1 protein-coding gene is annotated in these 280 nt (G+C 56.8%); it reads right to left on the bottom strand.

The window, feature by feature from the left end:
• Positions 1-142 (bottom strand): HNH endonuclease (locus AC1RP4_RS07985; RefSeq protein WP_481763274.1); only part of this gene is annotated, 142 nt, incomplete at its 3' end.
• Between the last annotated feature and the right edge of the window lie 138 nt (positions 143-280).

Here is a 280-nt window from a genome sequence, read left to right as displayed (position 1 = left end):
GGTACTCGCGACGACCCTTTTCCCAATTGCAGGGCCCACACATCGTGGTCATGTTGTGAAGCGCGTCCGCCCCACCGTTATGGCGGCTAATCGTATGATCGTGCGTAAATATCACGTCTTTGCCATTGACGGTACCCCACATATTCATATGGAACGGACCGTCGCCGCCTTTCTTCGAATACGTGCGCTCGATCGCGAAGTATGAGGCTTCGGCACCACACGCGCTGCACGTCGTTCCGTGCTTAGCAAAGCAGCGCAGGCGCTTGCTCGTGGTATGCAC

The sequence above is a fragment of the Dellaglioa sp. CoH-56-MRSF-10 genome (assembly GCF_056782175.1).
This window is presented reverse-complemented; position numbering and strand designations above follow the sequence as displayed.